Genomic DNA, 17,414 nt, shown 5'->3' with positions numbered 1-17,414 from the left:
GCGCTCGTCGGCGTGCCCGGCGGGCACCCCTGGCTTGGCCAACACTGGAGCCGACGATGACCACAGAACAAGCAGCCCAATTCGCCGTCGGCTCGGAAACGGTGGACTACGAGGTGATGAACGGGACCGAGGGCCCGTCCGTCGTCAACATTGCGTCCTTCTACAAGGACACCGGGATGTTCACTTACGACCCCGGTTTCACCTCCACCGCCTCCTGCGAATCGAAGATCACGTATATCGACGGCGACAAGGGCGTTCTTCTCTACCGCGGCTATCCGATCGAGCAGTTGGCCGAACACGGCGACTTCTTAGAGACCTGCTACCTGCTTCTCTACGGCGAATTGCCGACGATGGCGGAGAAACAGGAATTCGTGAACCGTGTGACCTATCACACGATGATCCACGATCAGATGAACCGCTTCTACTCCGGCTTCCGCCGGGACGCGCACCCCATGGCCATCATGGTCGGCTGTGTCGGCGCGTTGTCGGCCTTCTACCACGACTCGACCGACATCACCGACCCGCAGCAGCGCATGATCGCCTCCGTGCGGATGATCGCCAAGATGCCGACGATCGCGGCCTGGGCGTACAAGTACTCGGTGGGGCAACCCTTCGTGTACCCGCGCAACGACCTCGACTATTCGTCGAACTTCCTGCGCATGTGCTTCTCGGTTCCGGCCGAGGACTATAAGGTGAACCCGGTTCTGGCCCGCGCCATGGATCGGATCTTCATCCTCCACGCCGACCATGAGCAGAACGCCTCGACGTCGACCGTCCGGCTCGCAGGCTCGTCGGGCGCCAACCCGTTCGCCTGCATCGCGGCCGGCATCGCCTGCCTCTGGGGCCCCGCTCACGGCGGCGCCAACGAGGCCGCGCTCAACATGCTCGAGCAGATCGGCACCGCCGACAAGATCCCCGAGTATATCGACCGCGCGAAGGACAAGAACGATCCGTTCCGCCTGATGGGCTTCGGTCACCGGGTCTACAAGAACTACGACCCGCGCGCCCGGATCATGCAGAAAACCTGCCACGAGGTTCTCTCCGAACTGGGCATCAAGGACGATCCGCTCCTCGAGGTCGCGATGGAGCTCGAAAAGATCGCCCTGAACGACGAGTACTTCGTCGAGAAGAAGCTGTACCCGAACATCGACTTCTACTCGGGCATCACGCTGCGCGCGCTCGGCTTCCCGACCACCATGTTCACCGTCCTCTTCGCGCTCGCCCGCACCGTCGGCTGGATCGCGCAGTGGAAGGAGATGGTGGAGGATCCCTCGCAGCGCATCGGCCGCCCGCGTCAGCTCTACACCGGCGCCCCGAAGCGCGATTACCTGCCGATCGCCCAGCGCTGACCGGCCCGGACTTCGGCAGATGAAAGCGCGTCACCTCCGGGTGGCGCGCTTTTTTCGTGCCGGGCAGTGCGCCCGGCGGACCCGCACGCCTGCGACGAATGACGGCTCGACAGCGGCCGGCGGAGAGGATCAGTATCGCCCGATGATGCACGAGCGATTGAAAGACAGACTGCGGCCGCATCGCGAGCCGCCCCGATGCGCCCTCGTCACCGGTGCCACCGGCGGCATCGGCGAGGCCTTCGTGCGCGAGATGCCGCTCGCCACCGACCTCGTCCTCACCGGCCGCGACGCCGCCAGGCTCGCCGAATACGAGGCCGAGTTCGGGACGCGCGTGCGCACCGTCGTCGCCGATCTCGCCACGCCCGACGGGATCGACGCCGTCGCCCGGGCGGCGGAGGAGGCGGGGTGCGACCTCCTCGTCAACAACGCCGGGGTCGGGGCGGTCGGCAACTTCCTGGACGTCGACTGGGCGCGCCACCAGGCGACCATACGGGTCGACGTCGAGGCGGTTCTGGCGCTGACCCACCGCCTGCTGCCCGGCATGATCGGGCGTGCGCAGGAGAGTGGGACCCGTGCCGGGCTCATCAACGTCGCCTCGTCGACCGCGTTCGTCCCCGTGCCGACCTTCGCGACCTACGCCGCGGCCAAGGCGATGATCCTCTCCTTCACCGAGGCGCTCGTCGCCGAGCTGGACGGCCGGCCGGTCGACGTGCTCGCCGCATGTCCGGGGGCGGTGCGCACCGGGTTCGGCACCCGCGCGGGCTATACCGGAACCGCGATCCCCGGTGCGATGAGCCCGGAGAAGGTGGCGCGCCAGTCCCTCGCCGCGCTCGGCCGCCAGTCCACGGTGATGATCGGCCCGGTCTCCGCCGCGGCGCTCGCCCCGGTGGCGCTGGCCCGCTCCATGGTGGGCCAGGCCTTCATGCGTGCCGGCCGCGTCATGGACCGCGTCCAGAACCGGGACTGATGCCCCCCGCAGCTCCCGCGCCGCGGCGTGACGGCAAGGGTGCCGCCGGCCGACCTCGGCGCCGTCGAGGACCGGCCGGCGCACCTGACCTGGCGCAAAGTTTTGCAAACTTCGTTGCGGTAACGGTTCACATCACCAGCATGGATTGGCTATTCCTATCCCCCGATGGGCACCGGCGGGCCGTGATATGCTACAAGCCCTCCGTGAGCCGGACTTGGCTCGCCCCCTGATTCTCGAGGAGCGCCCATGAGGGGTCCGATCGCCGCAGCGCCGGCAACCGTATTCAAGGTGGCCGCCATCGCCGCGGCGGCGTCCGCCTTCGGGATCGCCATGGCTGCCCGGACCGTCACCGCGCAGACCAGCCAGATCTCCACCACCCAGATCGACTGGCACGCCCTGACGCTGAACGACATCCACGGCCGGCCGCTCGCCGCCGATCGCTTCGCCGGCCGCGTCGTGCTGCTGGTCAACACCGCCTCGCGCTGCGCCTTCACGCCGCAATACGAGGGGCTGGAGGCGCTGAACGACATGTACGGCGCGCGCGGCCTCACCGTCCTCGGCGTCCCGTCGAACGACTTCGCCGGCCAGGAGCCGGGCAGCAACAGTGAGATCGCCGGCTTCTGCTCGGCCCGCTACGACGTGTCGTTCCCGATGCTGGAGAAGGCCGTCGTCACCGGGCGCGGGGCGCATCCGCTCTACGCCTGGGCGCGCCGCAGCGCCGGGCGGCAGGCGGTGCCGGCGTGGAACTTCCACAAGATCGTGATCGGGCGGGACGGGCGCGTCATCGCCACCTTCCCGTCCTACATGTCGCCGCGATCGCCACAGGTGATGGACGCGGTCGAGCGCGCGCTCTCGGCGCCGGGGCCGCGATGAGCCTTCTGGCCGCATCGCCCCGCAAGGGCTACCGCCTGTGCGTCGGCATCGCCTTGTTCGCGGCCGACGGGCAGATCTTCCTCGGCAAGCGCGCCTCGCGCGGTGTCGTCCCCAGCTATTCCTGGCAGATGCCGCAAGGCGGGATCGACCCCGGCGAAGCCCCGCTCGAGGCCGCCCACCGCGAGCTCTACGAGGAGACCAGCGTGCGCTCGGTCGAGCTGATCGGCGAGGTCGACGGCTGGCTCCACTACGACCTTCCCAAGGACGTCGCCTCCTGGCGCGGCCGCTACAAGGGTCAGGCGCAGCGCTGGTTCGCCTTCCGCTTCCTGGGGCAAGAGGGCGAAATCAACGTCACCGAACCGCCGGACGGGCACAGCGTGGAGTTTTCGCGCTGGAAGTGGGAGTCGCTGGCGGCGGTGCCGTCGCTGGTGGTGCCGTTCAAGCGCGACGTCTACGAGCATGTGGTCGAGGCGTTCGCGCCGCTGAGCGGACCGCAGGACTTGCACCCCGCGCAGCGCCGGGCTATCTAACCGCCACACTCAGGTTCTCAGTTTAAACCGGGTTGGCGCCTTCGGGGGCCGGCCCATTCGGCGTTTGTGCTGTCCCTCCTGCCGCGACGCGACATGCCCCCGCATGGCCCGCGGCACCCCACAGCCACAACCGCCGGGATGAACGAGGTTTTTTTTGGACGACGACCGGATCATCACCGAAACCGGGCTCGAGGCGCGAATCGCGCGGGTCGTGATGCCGAGCCTGGAAGGGTTGGGCTACCGCCTCGTGCGCATCCGCGTCACGGCGCAGAACGGCTGTACGCTGCAGATCATGGCCGAGCGCCCGGACGGCACGCTCACCGTCGAGGATTGCGAGGCGATCAGCCACGCGGTGTCGCCGGCGCTCGATGTCGACGATCCGATCTCGAAGGCGTATCATCTGGAAATCTCGTCCCCCGGAATCGATCGTCCGTTGGTCCGCCGGGAGGATTTCGAGCGCTGGTCGGGTCACGAAGCCAAGCTGGAGACGGCGATTCCGATCGACGGCCGCCGCCGGTGGCGCGGCGTGATTCTCGGCCTCGAAGGTGACGCCGTGCATGTGCGCATGGCCGAGATCGGGGGCGAAAAGGTCCATGTGCCGCTGGGCGAACTCTCCGACGCGCGTCTGGTCCTGACCGACGCGCTGGTCGAGCAGTCGCTCAAAGCCGGCAAGAAGGCGGCGATGAACTAGGCCCGGCGGGGCCGATCGGGAGCGTCCCGCGGGGCGCGGCCGAGACGGTCCGCCGGGACGTTTCGAGACGGCCCGCCGGGGCCGGTGTGAGTACGGCCCGCGGGCCGATGCGGATGTCCAGGGCCGGTAGGCGACGGACGAGTGGGGCTATCCCCGAACGGACAAGGCCGGCGCGGCGCGCGTGCGGCCTGGAGTGGGACGGAAACCTTATGGCAGTCAGCGCGAACAAGCTGGAGTTGTTGCAGATCGCCGATGCGGTGGCGCGGGAGAAGCAGATCGACCGAGCCATCGTCATCGAGGCGATGGAAGACGCGATCCAGAAGGCCGCCCGCGCCCGCTACGGTCAGGAGACCGAGATCCGCGCCGAGATCAATCCGAAGTCCGGCGAAACGCGCCTGCAGCGCCTGCTCCTGGTGGTGGACGAGGTGGAGAACCCCGCCACGCAGATCTCGCTCGCCGATGCGCTGGCCAAGAATCCCGACGCGCACGTGGGCGACTTCATCGCCGACCCGCTGCCGCCGATCGAGTTCGGCCGCGTCGCCACGCAGTCGGCCAAGCAGGTGATCGTGCAGAAGGTGCGCGAGGCCGAGCGTGACCGCCAATACGACGAGTACAAGGACCGCGTCGGCGACATCATCAACGGCATCGTCAAGCGCGCCGAGTACGGCAACGTCATCGTCGACCTGGGCCGCGGCGAGGCGATCTGCCGGCGCGACCAGCTCATCCCGCGCGAGGTCTTCCGCCCCGGCGACCGTATCCGCGCCTACGTCATGGACGTGCGCCGCGAGCCGCGCGGGCCGCAGATCTTCCTCAGCCGCACGCACCCGCAGTTCACCGCGATGCTGTTCCGCCAGGAGGTCCCGGAGATCTACGACGGCGTCATCGAGGTCAAATCGGTCGCCCGCGATCCGGGCTCGCGCGCCAAGATCGCCGTCATCTCCAACGATTCGTCGATCGACCCGGTGGGCGCCTGCGTCGGTATGCGCGGCTCTCGCGTGCAGGCCGTCGTGCAGGAGCAGCAGGGCGAGAAGATCGACATCATCCCCTGGTCGCCGGATGCGGCCACCTTCATCGTCAACGCGTTGCAGCCGGCCGAGGTCGCCAAGGTCGTCCTCGACGAAGACACCGAGCGCATCGAGGTCGTCGTGCCGGACGAGCAGCTCTCGCTCGCCATCGGCCGCCGCGGCCAGAACGTGCGCCTCGCCTCGCAGCTCACCGGCTGGGATATCGACATCCTGACAGAGGCCGAGGAGTCCGAGCGCCGTCAGAAGGAATTCCAGGAGCGCACGCAGCTCTTCGTCGACGGTCTCAACGTCGACGAAGTGGTCGGCCAGCTGCTGGCGTCCGAGGGCTTCACCTCCATGGAGGAGGTCGCCTACGTCGAGGTGGACGAGATCGCCTCCATCGAAGGCTTCGACGAGGAGACCGCCGAGGAGATCCAGGCCCGCGCCCGCGAGAACCTCGAGGAGATGGAGCGGCAGGCCGACGAGACCCGGCGCGAGCTGGGCGTCGACGACGATCTGCGCGAGGTCCCCGGCATCACCACCGCGATGATGGTGGCGCTCGGCAACGACGATGTGAAGAATTTGGAAGATTTCGCCGGTTCGGTCCCGGACGATCTCGTCGGCTGGGTCGAGAAGCGCGGCTCGGAGACGGTGCGTCACACCGGCCCGCTCTCCGAATTCGGCATCTCGCGCGGTGACGCGGAGCAGATGATCATGACGGCGCGCGTTCTCGCCGGCTGGATCACCGAGGAAGACCTCGCCGGTGAGTCCGAGCCGGAGGAAGAGGACCTCGCCGAGGGCGAAGAGCCGCTGGAGAACGCAAACTGACGGCGCGCCGCGAAAAGCCGTCCACGCGCACCTGCGTGGTGACGCGCCGCGTCGGCGCGCCCGAGACGATGATTCGTTTCGTGCTGTCGCCGGACGACGGCGTCGTGCCGGACATCCGCCGCAAGCTCCCCGGTCGGGGCGTGTGGGTGGACGGGACGGCGGCGAGCATCGCGGCTGCGGTGAAAAAGCGCGCCTTCGCCCGTGGATTCAAGGCTCAGGTCGTCGTATCTGAGACCTTGCCGGAGCAGGTCGAAGCCCTGTTGCGGCAGGCGGCGCTGCAGCGTTTGGCGTTCGCCCACAAGGCCGGTCTGGTGACCCGAGGCTTCGAAAAGGTGAAGGCCGCCCTGGCGACAGGACAGGTATGCGGCCTGATCTGCGCGGCGGATGGGGCTCCGGACGGGCGACGTAAGGTCGAGGCGCTTGCCAAAAACGCCTTCGATCTCCATAACAAGATGACAGTGGTCGACGTGTTCGATTCAGCCGAGCTGGAACGCACTCTGGGTCGTGAGCGTGTGGTTCATGCCGCACTGGCGATTGGTCGACTAAGCGAACTCTTTATCCTGGATGCGGCGCGCTTGCGCGTGTACCTGTTTGGCGGCACGCACGACGAGACGCATCCTGATCAACCCGACGAACTTCGGTTCGCAGGACCTATTGCTATATGAGCGAAACGAACGACACCGGCGAACAGGCTGGCGGCCGTAAGCAGACGTTGTCGCTGCGCCGCGGCGGCGTGGAGAAGGGCACTGTACGCCAGAGCTTTTCCCATGGCCGTACGAAGTCGGTCGTTGTCGAAAAGAAGAAGCAGCGCCGTGTGATGGTACCTGGGCAGGACGCCCCGGCACCTGCCGCGGAGCCGCGTCGCCAGCCTGCGGCCCCAGCCGCGGAAGCGCCGCGCCGGTCTCCGGCGCAGGCGACCGAGGCTTCCGCGCCGACGCCAGCGTCCGAGACGCCCGCCGCCGCCGCTCAGTCCGACGCTCCGGCTCCCACCGCCGCGGCCTCCGCTCCGGCGCCCGCCGCCGAGAGCTCGGCGGCCCCCGCACCGGGTGCCGACGTCGGGTCCGACGCGCCGGCGGAGACCACGGCGCGCGATCAGAAGCCGACCGCCGACGAACTGGCCGCGCAGGCCCTCAACATGTCCGCGCGTCCCAGGATCATCGGCAAGGCCGAGGTGCGCACCGCGCCGCCGGCGCCCGCCCCCGCGTCCGACGACAATCCGCGCCGCCGCTCCGCCCACGCCTCCACCCCGGGTCCCCGCGGTGCCGGCGCCCGTGGCGAAGTGCGCAGCGAGCGTCCGGAAGCGCGCGGCGGTCGCGACCGCAACGCCGGTGCCCCCAGCCGGACGGACCGCAACGATCGGAACGATCGTGCCGGCGACCGCGGCGGCCAGCGCCGTCAAGGCGGCGGCCAGGTGCATCGCACCCTCTCGCGTGCCGAGCAGGAGGCCCGCGCCCGCGCCCTCGCCATGGCCCGTTCCCAGGAGAGCGAGCAGAAGCTGCGCGCCCAGGAAGAGGCCGTACGCGAGCGTGAGGCGATCGACGCGGCCAAGCGCCAGCTCGCCGAGGAGGAGCTGCGCAAGGAGCGTGAGGAGGCCCGCCGCCAGGCCGAGGCCGAGCTCGCCGCACGCCGCGCCGCCAAGGAAGCCGAGGAGGCCGCCAACAAGGCCGCCGACGCGTCCGCCGCGACGGCGGAGACGACGGAAACCCGCAGCACCCGTGGCGCTGCTCCGGTGCGCCGCAAGGACGCGCTGGAGGAGGACGAGGCGGCATCGGCCAAGGCCAAGAAGGCCCGCGCCACGCCGACCAAGACCGCCACGAAGGGCGACGATCGCCGCAAGACGAAGCTGACGATCACCACCGCGCTCGAGGACGATACCGAGCGCGGCCGGTCGCTGGCCGCTCTGCGCCGTCGCCGTGAAAAGGAAAAGCGCGGCGGATCGCGTTCTGGTCCGCGCGAGAAGATTATGCGTGAAGTGACCATCCCCGACGCGATTTCCATCCAGGACCTCGCGGCCCGTATGTCCGAACGTGGCGTGGACGTCATCAAGCTCCTCATGAAAGAGGGGCAGATGCACAAGATCACCGACATCATCGACGCCGAGACGGCGGAGCTGGTGGTGACGGAGTTCGGCCATACCGTGAAGCGTGTGTCCGAGGCCGACGTCGAGACCGGCCTCTTCGAGGAGCGCGACATCGACACCGAGCACGCCGTCTCACGGCCTCCGGTCGTCACGATCATGGGTCACGTCGACCACGGCAAGACGAGCCTGCTCGACGCGATCCGCAAGGCCAACGTCGTCCAGGGTGAGGCCGGCGGCATCACCCAGCACATCGGCGCCTACCAGGTGGAAGTCGAAGGCGGCAGGGTGACCTTCCTCGACACGCCCGGCCACGCCGCGTTCACCGCGATGCGCGCCCGCGGCGCCAAGGCGACCGACATCGTCATCCTGGTCGTGGCGGCGGACGATGGCGTCATGCCGCAGACCCAGGAGGCGATCAGCCACGCCAAGGCGGCCGGCGTGCCGATGATCGTGGCGATCAACAAGATCGACAAGCCGGGCGCCGATCCGACGCGCGTGCGCACCGATCTCCTGCAATACGACGTCGTCGTCGAGAGCCTCTCGGGCGACGTGCAGGACGTCGAGGTGTCGGCGCTGACCGGCAAGGGGCTGCCCGAGCTGCTCAACGCCTGTCTGCTGCAGGCCGAGTTCCTGGAACTCAAGGCCAACCCCGACCGCGAGGCCCAGGGCGTCGTCGTCGAGGCGCAGCTCGACAAGGGCCGCGGCGCGGTCGCGACCTGCCTCGTGCAGCAGGGCACCCTCAAGGTCGGCGACATCCTCGTCGCCGGCACCGAGTGGGGCAAGGTGCGCGCGCTGGTGACCGACCAGGGCGAGCGGGTCAAGGAAGCCGGTCCGTCCATGCCGGTGGAGGTCCTCGGCCTCAACGGCACGCCGGAAGCCGGTGACCAGTTCGTGGTGGTCGAGAGCGAGCAGCGTGCCCGCGAGATCACCGAGTATCGCGACCGCCTGAAGCGTGAGGCCTCCGCGGCCCCGTCGACCGCCATGTCGCTCGAGCAGATGATGACGAACCTGCAGGCGCAGGGTCTGTCGGAGTTCCCGATCGTCCTCAAGGCGGACGTGCAGGGCTCGGCGGAAGCCATCGTCGGCGCGCTCGAGAAGCTCAATACCGACGAGGTGGCGGCCCGCATCCTGCACCAGGGCGTCGGCGCGATCACCGAGTCGGACGTGACCCTGGCGGCCGCGACCGGCGGCATCATCGTCGGCTTCAACGTGCGCGCCAACAAGCAGGCGCGCGAAGCGGCCGAGCGCGCGGGCGTCGAGATCCGTTACTACTCGATCATCTACAACCTGATCGACGACGTGAAGGAGGCGATGTCCGGCATGCTGGCGCCGGAACGCCGCGAGACGTTCATCGGCTACGCGCAGATCCTGCAGGTCTTCAACATCACGAAGGTCGGCAAGGTCGCCGGTTGCCGCGTCACCGAGGGCATCGTCGAGCGCGGCTCGGGCGTGCGCCTGCTGCGCGACAACGTCGTGATCCACGAAGGCACCTTGAAGACGCTCAAGCGCTTCAAGGACGAGGTGAAGGACGTCCAGGCCGGCCAGGAGTGCGGTATGGCGTTCGAGAAGTACGAGGACATTCGCGAAGGCGACGTGATCGAGTGCTTCCGTGTCGAAGAGGTGGAGCGCACGCTCGCGTAACCTCCACGCACCGCGCCGGCCCGAGGTCGGCGCGGGTCACGGTCGCCCGCCGGGCGGGCCGACCGCGCGAGAGGACAACGGACGCCCGCGGGACTCCTGCGGGCGCCGTCCATTTCCGTTAGAGTGACAATTCACCCGTGCGGCCTGGCCGCGCGCGAGAGAATCTTGCCGGTCCGACTCCGGCTTGGAAAAGTGACCGATCAACATGCAATCACAACGCCAGCTGCGCGTGGGCGAGCTCGTCCGCCACGCTCTGTCCGATATTCTGATGCGCGGCGGGAGCTATGATCCCGACCTCGACCGGCAGCCGATCACGGTGCCCGAGGTGCGCATGTCGCCCGACCTGAAGATCGCCACCGTCTTCGTCATGCCGCTCGGCGGAGAGAACGCGGACGCGATCGTCAAGGCGCTGGCGCGGCAGGCCAAGCCGCTGCGCGGGCAGCTCTCGCGCCAGATCCGGCAGATGAAGTTCATGCCCGAGCTGCGCTTCCGGCTCGACACCCGGTTCGACGACGACGACCGCATGCGCGACGTCCTGTCCGAACCGACCGTCGCCGCCGACATCCAGCACGACGACACGGCCGCCGCGGCGCCCGAGGGCGAGGCGCCGCGCGCCGCCCCCGGCACGTTCGCCGGCGAGGGGACATCCGCCGCCGACCCCAACGGCGAGACGAAAGAGTGAGCGACTTCGAGATGAGATGGGAGACGAACCGCGTGAGGACATTCGACCTGGAACGCGAGCAGGTTCCGGCGCCGCATAAGCCCCGCGGGAAGGGTCAACGCCGCCGCGGCAAGCCGAAGAACCAGCTCGACGGGTGGATCGTCCTCGACAAGCCCTCGGGCCTGACCTCGACGCAGGCGCTGAGCGCGGTGAAGCGGCTGTTCAACCCCGAGAAGGCCGGGCACGCCGGAACGCTCGACCCGATCGCCACCGGCATGCTGCCGCTCGCGTTCGGCGAGGCGACGAAGACGGTGCCCTACGTCGTCGACGGCGCCAAGAGCTACGAGTTCACCGTGCGCTGGGGCGAGGCGACAGCCACGGACGACACCGAGGGCGAGGTGATCGCCACCTCCGACGTGCGTCCGACGCGCGGCGAGATCGAGGCGATGCTGCCCCGCTTCGTCGGCGAGATCACGCAGATCCCGCCGCGCTACTCGGCGGTGAAGATCGACGGCCAGCGCGCCTACGACCTCGCCCGCGAGGGCGCGGTGATGGAGCTGAAGCCGCGAGTGGTCACCGTGACGCGGCTCGAGATCGTCGGTGAGCCGGCGACGGACGAAGTGACGCTCGTCGCCGATTGCGGCAAGGGCACCTACGTGCGCTCGATCGCGCGCGACCTCGGCGAGGCGCTGGGCACGCACGCGCACGTCAAGGCGCTGCGGCGCACGTGGGTCAGTCCCTTTGCCGAGGCTGACATGATCACGCTGGAGGACTTGCGTGCGCTGGCGGTCGACCCGCAGGCGGCGATCGAGGCGGTGCTGCGCAACCCGTCCGACGCGCTGCTGGCGTTGCCGCAAATCGAGGTGGATCGCAACGCGGCCGGGCGTTTGCGGCGCGGGCAGGGGTCCTTGCTGCGCCCCGGTGACCCGATGCTGGTGGAAGACGCAGAGATTCGCGCGATGGAGGCGGGCAACCTCGTCGCGCTCTGCCGGGCACAGGCGGGGGAGTTAAGACCGGTTCGTGTGTTCCGAGCGCCGCGGCGCCGGATCACCGTTCCCGTCACCCCGCCTGGAGTGGATTGATGCGCCTTGCCTTCTTCGCTGCGGTCCTCGCCGGCCTCGTGCCGGCGGCGGCATTCGCGGCGGATCTCGATCGTGTGATTGTGCCGGTGCCCGAACCGGTGATAAGCCCCTACGCGTGCATTCTCGGTGCGCCCATCCAGTACAGCCGTGCCCCCCGCACGACCACGGAAGGGACGCTGCCGAGCGGCATCGCCGTCGAGATTCTCGACGTGCCCTACGACCCGATCGCGGACCTTTGGGTGCGGCTTGCCGCGCCCGGTTCCAGCATCTACTACGGGTGGGTGCGCACGAGCGGGCTGAGCTGCCTCTAAAAAAGGCGGATCGCCGCCTTATCTAGAGGCGTAGACCGGGCGGCCCGCCCTCATGGGCCGCACGGCGAGACGACCGCGCATGGGTGTGCCGGCCACGAGGTGGCCGGTGGGCCCCGCGTACACTATGGACGACCCGTTTCGCGCGCCTGCTGGACGACATCCCGGCTCGCCGCGCATCCCTCGAATGTAGGAGACACCGATGTCGATTACTGCCGAGCGCCGTCAGGCGCTGATCAAAGAGTATGGCGCGAAGGAGGGCGACACGGGCTCTCCGGAAGTGCAGATCGCGCTGCTGACCGAGCGCATCATCAATCTGACCGAGCACTTCAAGACCCACGCGAAGGACAACCACTCGCGTCGCGGCCTTCTGAAGCTCGTCTCGCAGCGCCGCCACCTGCTCGACTATGTGAAGGGCAAGGACGTCGAGCGCTACCAGTCGATCATTCAGCGCCTGGGTCTGCGCCGCTAGGCCTGCGGCCTGGCACAAGGCCGCCTCCGGGCGGCCTTTCGCGTCCGGCGCGGCGATGCCGGCGCGGACGAGCGGGGCGAACACCCCACCGGGCGGCGCGTCGAACGCGCCGTCACCCCGCGCGGGACCGATCTCGCGCACGACGACGCCGCGGCATACCGGCCGCGACACCGAAGACCGCGGCAACTCCGTGCCGCGTGACACCCGGCGGCATGTGAGCCGCCAGCAGGCCATTGGCCTCCGGCTCTGACGTGGGGCAGGATTGCCGGCCGCTGTGCATCCCTTGCGGGTCCCCTCGCAGGGGATCGGACTCGTGTCCGAGCAGCGTCCCGCCGTCTTGCCCGCCAGCGCCGGTCCGCATGAAAGGCAAGAATATGTTCGACGTCCAGAAAGAGACCATCGAGTGGGGCGGCCGCACGCTGACCCTCGAGACCGGCAAGGTCGCCCGTCAGGCCGACGGCGCCGTCCTCGCCACCTACGGCGAGACCACCGTGCTCGCCACCGTCGTCTCCGAGCAGCAGCCCAAGGCCGGCTTCGACTTCTTCCCGCTGACCGTGAACTACCAGGAGAAGGCGTTCGCGGCCGGTAAGATCCCCGGCGGCTTCTTCAAGCGTGAGGGCCGTCCGTCCGAGCACGAGACCCTGACCTCGCGCCTGATCGACCGTCCGATCCGCCCGCTGTTCGTGGAAGGCTACAAGAACGACACCCAGGTCATCATCACGACCCTGGCGCACGACCTTGAGACCCAGCCCGACATTCTCGCCATGGTCGCAGCTTCGGCTGCCCTGACGCTGTCGGGCGTGCCGTTCATGGGCCCCATCGGTGGCGCCCGCGTCGGCTACATTGACGGTGAGTACGTCCTCAACCCGACCCTCGACCAGATGGAAGACAGCGCGCTCGACCTCATCGTCGCGGGCACGGACGAGGCGGTCCTGATGGTCGAGTCGGAGGCCAAGGAGCTCTCCGAGGAGATCATGCTCGGCGCCGTGATGTTCGGCCACACCGAGTTCCAGCCGGTGATCGACGCGATCATCCGCCTCGCCGAGAAGGCCGCCAAGGAGCCGCGCGACTTCCAGCCGGCCGACTATTCCGACCTCGCCGCCAAAGTCACCTCCTTCGCCAAGGCGGACCTGGTGAAGGCCTACGCCATCAAGGAGAAGACCGAGCGCCGCGCCGCGATCGACGAGGTCAAGGCCCGCGTGATGGCCGAGTTCGTCACCGAGGCCGAGGGCGCGCCGACCAAGCAGCAGGCCGGCGAGGTCTTCAAGAAGGTCGAGGCGTCGATCGTCCGCGGCCAGATCCTGGACGCCGGCACCCGCATCGACGGCCGCGACCTGAAGACGGTGCGTCCGATCGTGGCCGAGGTCGGCATCCTGCCGCGCGCGCACGGCTCGGCGCTCTTCACCCGCGGCGAGACGCAGGCCCTCGTGGTCGCCACCCTCGGCACCGGCGACGACGAGCAGTTCGTCGACCTGCTGGAGGGGACGCGCAAAGAGAGCTTCATGCTCCACTACAACTTCCCGCCCTACTCGGTGGGCGAGACCGGCCGCATGGGCTCGCCCGGCCGCCGCGAGATCGGCCACGGCAAGCTCGCCTGGCGCGCGATCCATCCGATGCTGCCCGCCCAGCACGACTTCCCCTACACCAAGCGCGTCGTGTCCGAGATCACCGAGTCCAACGGCTCGTCGTCGATGGCGACGGTCTGCGGCACCTCGCTGGCGCTGATGGATGCGGGCGTGCCGCTGTCGGCCCCGGTCGCGGGCATCGCCATGGGCCTCATCAAGGAAGGCGACAAGTTCGCCGTCCTGTCCGACATTCTCGGCGATGAGGACCACCTCGGCGACATGGACTTCAAGGTCGCCGGCTCGATGAACGGTGTCACGTCGCTGCAGATGGACATCAAGATCGACGGCATCACCGAGGAGATCATGAAGGTCGCCCTCGAGCAGGCCAAGGACGGCCGCGTGCATATCCTGGGCGAGATGGGCAAGGCCATCGGCGAGGCGCGCGCGGAGCTGGGCGAGTACGCCCCCCGCATCGAGGTCATCAACATCCCGGTCGACAAGATCCGCGAAGTCATCGGCTCGGGCGGCAAGGTGATCCGCGAGATCGTCGAGAAGACCGGCGCCAAGGTCGACATCTCCGACGACGGCACCGTCAAGATCGCCTCCGCCGACGGCAAGGCCATCAAGGCCGCGCTCAACTGGATCCGTGGCATCACCGCCGAGCCGGAAGTGGGCCACATCTACGAGGGCACGGTCGTCAAGGTCGTCGACTTCGGCGCCTTCGTGAACTTCTTCGGCCCGCGCGACGGCCTGGTCCACATCTCCCAGATGACCAACGGTCGCCCGGAGAAGTCGTCCGACGTCGTCAAGGAAGGCCAGAAGGTCTGGGTCAAGCTCATGGGCTTCGACGAGCGCGGCAAGGTCCGCCTGTCCATGAAGGTGGTCGACCAGGAGACCGGCGAAGAGATCCCGAAGGAAGCCGCGGAGTAATCCACCGGCTCCCATCAGCCTCGTCCGATCGAAGCCCCCCAGGACCGGCGATCCGCCGGCCCCCTGGGGGGCTTTTTTTGTGCGTGCGAGCCGCCGCCTCACGCACCATCGCCGCAGCGAATGTCGCATCCGGCGGTAATCCACCCGGTCCGGCAGGTAGAGGCGGCGAGAGGCGGCCCGGCCCGCCGGGCTTTCCCTGATGATTCAGGGATGTATTGGTCCGGCGGAGAATTGCATCCGAATTGTCAACGGCGATGGCCGAAAAATCTTCCTGAATTCGATGCAGATGACAGAACGATATCACGGTCTCAGTCTTGGATTTTTCTGAATATTGGTCGCCGGCCTGAGCCCGGGATAGCCACGAAGGCCGCCGTAGCTGGGCAAAAATTGCCAAGGTGTGGGCGATGCGCGCTAGGCGTCGGCAATTTATTGTTCCTATCGCTCCTCTAATTCATTGAAATCCTATACAACGCGGCTACAACACCCTCACCCGGAGGATGATGACGCGACTGGGCGCCCCCATGCCCGTCGCTCGGCCGTTCGTCACCCGTGCCGCCGCCCTGGCGGTCCTGCCGCAGCGCGCGTCCTCGTCCGAAAACCAAGCCGGTGTCAGCCGACGCGCGTGCAACGCAGCGCGCACGTCATCGCGGCGCGCCGGCAATATGCGACGGAAGGAATATGCGAATGAACGAGGCCATGACGGCTCAGGCCAACATGACGGCTCCCGACAACGCCGATCTCGAACTCGACGAGCAGCGTTACGGCGAGGACCCCCTCGGAGACCGCGACACCGACCACTACCGCAACGAATACGTGATGGCGTTCGTCAACAAGTGGGACGAGCTCATCGACTGGGACGGCCGCGCCAGCAGCGAAGGCCAGTTCTTCATCGACATCCTGCGCGCGCGCGGCAAGGAGAGCGTGCTGGACGTCGCCACCGGCACGGGCTTCCACTCGGTGCGCCTGGGCGAGGCAGGATTCCAGGTCACCTCGGCCGACGGGTCGGCCGCCATGCTCAGCAAAGCGTTCGAGAATGCCTCCGCGCGCGGGCGCATCCTGAAGACCGTGCAGGCCGACTGGCGCTGGCTCAATCGCGACATCAACGGCAAGTTCGACGCCATCATCTGCCTCGGCAACTCGTTCACCCACCTCTACGAGGAGGCCGACCGGCGCCGCGCGCTCGCCGAGTTCTATGCCGCGCTGAAGCACGACGGGGTGCTGATCCTCGACCAGCGCAACTATGACGCCATGCTGGACCACGGCTTCTCGTCCAAGCACAAGTTCTATTATTGCGGCGACAAGGTGACCGCCGAGCCCGAGTATATCGACGACGGTCTCTGTCGTATGAAGTACGACTTCGACGACGGGCAGAGCTATACTCTGAACCTGTGTCCGATCCGCAAGAACTACATGCGCCGCCTGCTGCTGGAGGCCGGCTTCCAGCGGGTCCGCACCTACGGCGACTTCCAGGAGACCTACCAGGAGAACGAGCCGGACTTCTTCGTGCACGTGGCCGAGAAGTCGGCGATGCGGATCGGCAAGTGGGGCGGGGCCCTCGCGGACGGCGAGGTCGACACCCGGGCGGCGACCGAGGATTATTACGACTCGGACGACGCCGACACCTTCTACTCCACCATCTGGGGCGGCGAGGACCTCCACATCGGCCTCTACGGCGACACCCGCGACATCCGCGCCGCCAGCGACCTGACGGTCGACCGGATGATCGACAAGCTCTCCCTCGGCGAGGGGCAGCGGGTGATCGACTTCGGCGCCGGTTATGGCGGGGCGATGCGCCGGCTGGTGAAGCGCACCGGGGCGGAGGCGCTGTGCCTCAACATCTCGGCGACGCAGAACGACCGCAATCGCCATCTCGTGCGTCAGGCCGGCCTCGCCGACAAGATCACCGTCAAGCACGGCGTGTTCGAGGAAGTGCCGGAGACGGACGCCAGCGCGGACGTGGTGTGGAGCCAGGACGCGATCCTGCACTCGTCCGACCGCGCCAAGGTGATGGCGGAGGCCTACCGCGTGCTGAAGCCGGGGGGCACGCTGATCTTCACCGATCCGTGCCAGGCGGACGACGTGGCGCCGGGCGTGCTGCAGCCGGTGTACAACCGCCTCAGCCTGCCGGATCTCGGCTCGTTCCGGTTCTACCGCGAGGCGGCGGAGGCGGCCGGCTTCCAACTCGTCGAGCAGGAGGACCTCACCGGGGACCTGCGCACGCACTATGCCCGTGTCCTGGAAGAGCTGACCGCGAATGCCGACCGGCTGCGCGATCTCGGCGTGTCGGCGCAGTACATCGATTCGATGAGCACCGGCCTGCAGCACTGGGTCGACGCGGCGGACGCCGGCAACCTCGCCTGGGGCATCCAGATCTTCCGCAAACCTTGAGGACACCGCCGGCCGCGACACGAACGCGGCCGGTGCGCCCGGTCC

The 17,414-nt window shown here is 68.3% G+C and carries 14 protein-coding genes; all 14 read left to right on the top strand.

All coding sequences use genetic code 11. The features are described 5' to 3' along the window. Positions 1 to 56 precede the first annotated feature (56 nt). The 14 genes from gltA (at position 57) to MRB58_RS00815 (ending at position 17,369) form a co-directional block, all read left to right on the top strand. The gene (gltA, locus tag MRB58_RS00880; RefSeq protein ID WP_244779761.1) at positions 57 to 1,349 is read left to right on the top strand and encodes a citrate synthase; all 1,293 of its coding nucleotides are present in this window, start codon (positions 57 to 59) and stop codon (positions 1,347 to 1,349) included. A gap of 157 nt (positions 1,350 to 1,506) precedes the next feature. Continuing rightward, positions 1,507 to 2,316 carry an SDR family oxidoreductase gene (locus MRB58_RS00875; protein WP_244779760.1) on the top strand — a complete coding sequence of 270 codons (810 nt, stop codon included), beginning with the start codon at positions 1,507 to 1,509 and terminating at the stop codon, positions 2,314 to 2,316. 246 nt (positions 2,317 to 2,562) lie between these two features. Continuing rightward, positions 2,563 to 3,189: a glutathione peroxidase gene (locus MRB58_RS00870; protein WP_244779759.1), complete on the top strand. Its 627-nt coding sequence runs from the start codon at positions 2,563 to 2,565 to the stop codon at positions 3,187 to 3,189. After that, a complete protein-coding gene (locus MRB58_RS00865) occupies positions 3,186 to 3,719 on the top strand; it encodes an RNA pyrophosphohydrolase (protein WP_244779758.1) in 534 nt (177 codons plus the stop codon). The genes MRB58_RS00870 and MRB58_RS00865 overlap by 4 nt, the downstream gene beginning before the upstream one ends. Positions 3,720 to 3,873: 154 nt before the next feature. Continuing rightward, on the top strand, positions 3,874 to 4,410 hold the full coding sequence (gene rimP, locus MRB58_RS00860) for a ribosome maturation factor RimP (RefSeq protein ID WP_256461696.1): 537 nt from the start codon (positions 3,874 to 3,876) through the stop codon (positions 4,408 to 4,410). 209 nt (positions 4,411 to 4,619) lie between these two features. After that, the gene (gene nusA / locus MRB58_RS00855) at positions 4,620 to 6,242 is read left to right on the top strand and encodes a transcription termination factor NusA (RefSeq protein ID WP_244779757.1); all 1,623 of its coding nucleotides are present in this window, start codon (positions 4,620 to 4,622) and stop codon (positions 6,240 to 6,242) included. A gap of 35 nt (positions 6,243 to 6,277) precedes the next feature. Next, positions 6,278 to 6,907 (top strand): RNA-binding protein, encoded by a 630-nt coding sequence (locus tag MRB58_RS00850; protein ID WP_244779756.1) that lies wholly within the window; start codon positions 6,278 to 6,280, stop codon positions 6,905 to 6,907. After that, on the top strand, positions 6,904 to 9,963 hold the full coding sequence (gene infB / locus MRB58_RS00845) for a translation initiation factor IF-2 (protein WP_244779755.1): 3,060 nt from the start codon (positions 6,904 to 6,906) through the stop codon (positions 9,961 to 9,963). The genes MRB58_RS00850 and infB overlap by 4 nt, the downstream gene beginning before the upstream one ends. Positions 9,964 to 10,168: 205 nt before the next feature. Beyond that, the gene (gene rbfA, locus MRB58_RS00840) at positions 10,169 to 10,645 is read left to right on the top strand and encodes a 30S ribosome-binding factor RbfA (RefSeq protein WP_371747222.1); all 477 of its coding nucleotides are present in this window, start codon (positions 10,169 to 10,171) and stop codon (positions 10,643 to 10,645) included. Positions 10,646 to 10,677: 32 nt separating this feature from the next. Continuing rightward, on the top strand, positions 10,678 to 11,706 hold the full coding sequence (gene truB, locus MRB58_RS00835) for a tRNA pseudouridine(55) synthase TruB (RefSeq protein WP_244779754.1): 1,029 nt from the start codon (positions 10,678 to 10,680) through the stop codon (positions 11,704 to 11,706). Further along, entirely contained in the window at positions 11,706 to 12,017 is a 312-nt protein-coding gene (locus MRB58_RS00830) for a hypothetical protein (protein ID WP_244779753.1), read from the top strand. The genes truB and MRB58_RS00830 overlap by 1 nt, the downstream gene beginning before the upstream one ends. 199 nt (positions 12,018 to 12,216) lie before the next feature. Beyond that, complete coding sequence (rpsO, locus tag MRB58_RS00825) at positions 12,217 to 12,486, top strand: 30S ribosomal protein S15 (RefSeq protein ID WP_244779752.1); 270 nt, start codon at positions 12,217 to 12,219, stop codon at positions 12,484 to 12,486. 374 nt (positions 12,487 to 12,860) lie between these two features. Then, the gene (gene pnp, locus MRB58_RS00820; RefSeq protein WP_244779751.1) at positions 12,861 to 14,981 is read left to right on the top strand and encodes a polyribonucleotide nucleotidyltransferase; all 2,121 of its coding nucleotides are present in this window, start codon (positions 12,861 to 12,863) and stop codon (positions 14,979 to 14,981) included. A gap of 684 nt (positions 14,982 to 15,665) precedes the next feature. After that, on the top strand, positions 15,666 to 17,369 hold the full coding sequence (locus tag MRB58_RS00815; RefSeq protein ID WP_244779750.1) for a class I SAM-dependent methyltransferase: 1,704 nt from the start codon (positions 15,666 to 15,668) through the stop codon (positions 17,367 to 17,369). The last annotated feature ends 45 nt before the right edge of the window (positions 17,370 to 17,414 follow it).

This window comes from Acuticoccus sp. I52.16.1 (assembly GCF_022865125.1).
Classification (GTDB): Bacteria; Pseudomonadota; Alphaproteobacteria; order Rhizobiales; family Amorphaceae; genus Acuticoccus.
Note: the sequence above shows the minus strand (reverse complement) of the source record. Positions and strands in the feature narration are given on the sequence as shown.